The organism is Curtobacterium flaccumfaciens (genome assembly GCF_004361695.1).
In the GTDB taxonomy this organism is placed as follows: domain Bacteria; phylum Actinomycetota; class Actinomycetes; order Actinomycetales; family Microbacteriaceae; genus Curtobacterium; species Curtobacterium flaccumfaciens_B.
Genome location: NZ_SNVW01000022.1, coordinates 1 through 2,541, shown reverse-complemented (window position 1 = coordinate 2,541; position 2,541 = coordinate 1). Strand labels below are relative to the sequence as shown.

Genomic DNA, 2,541 nt, shown 5'->3' with positions numbered 1-2,541 from the left:
TGGTTGTGGAAGAGCAAGGCGTTCTCCGACAACCCGATCGGCGTCTCTGGGCGCAAGGGCGGCTGGAAGTGGGGTGACCCCACGGCGAACTCCGACGCTGCCGTCGAGGCACTCCAGTACGTCATCGACCTGCAGAAGTCGGGCGCATCGCCCTCGCCCGACGTCGGCGGTGGCGCAACGCTGCAGGGCCTGATGGCATCCGGTCGCATCGGCATGACCATCGGCGGTGGTTTCTGGGCCGGCGGGCTCCACAACGCCGGGATGAAGAACGGCAGCTTCGACGTCGTCGAGTTCCCGACGTGGAAGAGCAACAAGTCGCTCTTCGGCGCGGGCGGCTACGGCATCTTCAACTCCTCCAAGAACAAGGACCTCGCGTTCGAGGTCATCAAGGTCATGGTGCAGCCGGAGAGCTTCGACTCCCTCTGGCCGGGCAACGTCACCACCCCGGCGCAGAAGTCGCTGATGACCGCCGACCGGTACAAGACGACGGGCCCGGAGCACTGGTCGGTCTTCTACGACCAGCTCGACAACTCGGTGCCGATCTCCGCACCGCCGTACTACAACGCCCTCGCGACGGCGCTCAACCAGCGCACCACGCAGGCGATCTCGTCCGGGAACGCGAAGAAGGCGCTCGACGGCCTGCAGGCCGACATCGAGAAGGCAGCCTCGCAGGCCTCGTGATGACAGCAGCCACAGGAACACCCATCCGGCGGGCTGCCGAGGTCGCAGCCCGCCGGCCGGCGGCCAAGCGTGCCCGCCGCCGTGAGTCCACGTTCGGCTTCCTGATGATCGGGCTCGCGGTGGTCTTCGTCGCCGTGTTCACCCTCATCCCCATCCTCGCCTCGCTCGGGCTGTCGTTCACCTCGTGGGACGTCATCAGCAGCCCGAAGTGGGTCGGGCTCGACAACTACACGCGGCTCTTCACCGACGGACCGGTGCTCGCGTCGTTCGGTGTGACGATCGTCCTCGCCGTCGCGATCGTCGTGCTGCAGATCTCGCTCGGTCTGCTGCTCGCCGTGCTGGCGAACAACCGGAAGCGGAACGCGACCCGCGTGTTCTTCCGCACCTCGTTCTACCTGCCGCTGCTCGCGTCGACGGCAGCCGTGTCGATCTTCATGGGCTACATCTTCGACACGAAGTTCGGGCTCATCAACTACTACCTCAACGAGATCGGGCTGCCCGGAGCGCACTGGCTCAACGACCCGTTCTGGGCGAAGGTCACCGTGGTGATGGTGGTGGTCTGGCAGCAGGTCGGCTTCACGTTCGTGCTCTTCGTCGCCGCACTCCTCGCGGTGCCGGTCGACGTGCAGGAAGCCGCGGCGATCGACGGCGCCGGACCGTGGCGGACGCTGTTCCGGATCAAGATCCCGCTGATCAGCCCGACGATCCTGTTCGCGACCGTGATCGCCATGATCAACGCGATGCAGCTGTTCGACCAGCCGTTCATCATGACCAAGGGCGGGCCGGGTACCGCGACGACGACCGCGACCATCTCGATGTACCAGGCCGGCTTCCAGAACCTGCAGTTCGGGTTCGCCTCGGCCATCGCCATCCTGCTGCTGGTGATCATCGGCATCATCACCGGCCTCCAGTTCATCGCCGCACGAAAGCTGGTGTTCTACCAATGACGACCACGGACACCCTCAACCCGTTGCACGCCCCCGAAACCGTCGCGCAACCAGCCGTCAGCCACATCGTTCGCCGCCGCAAGCCCGTCGCCAAGGTGGGAAGCATCATCGGGATGATCATCCTGATCATCGCCGCCGTGTTCGCGCTCGGGCCACTGCTCTGGACGCTGACCACCTCGCTGCGCACCCCCGCGGAGTCGTTCCAGAACCCGCCGCAGTGGCTCCCGCTGTCGTGGGACTTCGGCAACTACGCCGCAGTGTTCAACCAGATCCCGATCGGACAGTTCTTCGTCAACAGCGTCCTCGTGACGCTGCTCATCGTCGTCGGTCAGACCATCACGTGCACCCTGTCCGGGTACGCCTTCGCGATGATCAGCTTCCCCGGCAAGAACACCATCTTCGGGATCTTCCTCGCCACGATGATGGTGCCGATCCAGACGATCATCATCCCCGTGTTCGTCATCCTGAAGGACATGGGGCTGACCGGATCCATCGCGTCGCTGATCGTGCCCGCACTCGGGAGCGCGTTCGGCACCTTCCTGATGCGGCAGTACTTCATGCAGATGCCCAAGGAGCTCGGCGAAGCAGCCCGCATCGACGGCGCCAGCCAGTTCGGGGTGTTCTGGCACGTGTACTCCCGGATGGCCAGCCCCGCGATCGCGACGCTCGCGATCCTGAACTTCTCCGGCTTCTGGGCCGAGTACTACCGGCCGCTGATCTTCCTCAACCAGCAGGACACCTTCACCCTGCCGCTCGGGCTCGTCGGCCTGCAGGGCAACCTCGGCACCGGATCGATCTCCGTCGTCCTCGCCGGCGTGGTCCTGACGATGATCCCGAGTGTGCTGCTGTTCATCTTCGCCCAGCGGTACTTCATCGAGGGCGTCACGGCGGGATCGTCCCGATGACCGACCTC

The 2,541-nt window shown here is 65.2% G+C and carries 3 protein-coding genes; all 3 read left to right on the top strand.

From position 1 onward, the window contains the following. Window positions 1–681, top strand: a 681-nt coding sequence (locus EDF64_RS18010; RefSeq protein WP_133521324.1) for an extracellular solute-binding protein, incomplete at its 5' end; no start/stop codon positions are given. Continuing rightward, on the top strand, window positions 681–1,628 hold the full coding sequence (locus tag EDF64_RS18005) for a carbohydrate ABC transporter permease (RefSeq protein WP_133521323.1): 948 nt from the start codon (window positions 681–683) through the stop codon (window positions 1,626–1,628). The genes EDF64_RS18010 and EDF64_RS18005, both read left to right, overlap by 1 nt. After that, window positions 1,625–2,533, top strand: coding sequence for a carbohydrate ABC transporter permease (locus EDF64_RS18000; RefSeq protein WP_133521322.1), 909 nt, complete (start codon window positions 1,625–1,627; stop codon window positions 2,531–2,533). Before EDF64_RS18005 ends, EDF64_RS18000 begins: the two co-directional genes overlap by 4 nt. The last annotated feature ends 8 nt before the right edge of the window (window positions 2,534–2,541 follow it).

What these genes read in the sequence shown, in the direction of transcription:
- EDF64_RS18005 (WP_133521323.1), top strand. Translation starts at nt 681, where the DNA reads ATGACAGCAGCCACAGGAACACCCATCCGGCGGGCTGCCGAGGTCGCA.
- EDF64_RS18000 (WP_133521322.1), top strand. Translation starts at nt 1,625, where the DNA reads ATGACGACCACGGACACCCTCAACCCGTTGCACGCCCCCGAAACCGTC.